The following is a 1,076-nucleotide window of genomic DNA, read 5'->3' on the forward strand; positions in this document are numbered from 1 at the left end:
TTCGAGCGCACCAAGCCGCACGTGAACGTCGGCACGATCGGCCACGTTGACCACGGCAAGACCACGCTGACGGCTGCGCTGACGAAGGTGGGCGCCGAGCGTTTCGGTGGCGAGTTCAAGGATTACTCCGCGATCGACGCGGCGCCGGAAGAGAAGGCGCGCGGCATCACGATCTCGACCGCGCACGTGGAATACGAGTCCGAGAAGCGCCACTACGCGCACGTGGACTGCCCGGGCCACGCGGACTACGTGAAGAACATGATCACGGGTGCGGCGCAGATGGACGGTGCGATCCTGGTGTGCTCGGCCGCTGACGGCCCGATGCCGCAGACGCGCGAGCACATCCTGCTGGCGCGCCAGGTGGGCGTTCCGTACATCGTCGTGTTCCTGAACAAGGCCGACATGGTGGACGACGCCGAGCTGCTGGAGCTGGTGGAGATGGAAGTGCGCGAGCTGCTGAGCAAGTACGACTTCCCGGGCGACGACACCCCGATCGTGCACGGTTCGGCGCTCAAGGCGCTGGAAGGCGACCAGAGCGAGATCGGCGTGCCTGCGATCCTGAAGCTGGTGGAAGCGCTGGACAGCTACATCCCGGAGCCGGAGCGTGACATCGACAAGGCGTTCCTGATGCCGGTCGAGGACGTGTTCTCGATCTCGGGTCGCGGCACGGTGGTGACGGGCCGCATCGAGCGCGGCATCATCAAGGTGGGCGACGAAATCGAGATCGTGGGCATCCGTCCGACGACCAAGACGACGGTGACCGGCGTTGAGATGTTCCGCAAGCTGCTGGACCAGGGTCAGGCGGGCGACAACGCGGGCCTGCTGCTGCGCGGCACGAAGCGTGACGACGTGGAGCGTGGCCAGGTGCTGGCCAAGCCGGGTTCGATCACCCCGCACACGCAGTTCGACGCCGAGGTGTACGTGCTGTCGAAGGACGAGGGCGGCCGCCACACGCCGTTCTTCAAGGGCTACCGTCCGCAGTTCTACTTCCGTACCACCGACATCACCGGTGCCGTGACCCTGCCGGAAGGCGTGGAGATGGTGATGCCGGGCGACAACGTGAAGATGGTGGTGGA

General features: G+C 65.9%; 1 protein-coding gene. It reads left to right on the forward strand.

The window, feature by feature from the left end:
* A partial coding sequence (gene tuf / locus FKV25_RS11060; RefSeq protein WP_141518868.1) for an elongation factor Tu occupies nucleotides 1-1,076 on the forward strand: 1,076 nt, incomplete at both ends.

Source organism: Marilutibacter aestuarii (genome assembly GCF_006546775.1).
GTDB lineage: Bacteria > Pseudomonadota > Gammaproteobacteria > Xanthomonadales > Xanthomonadaceae > Marilutibacter > Marilutibacter aestuarii.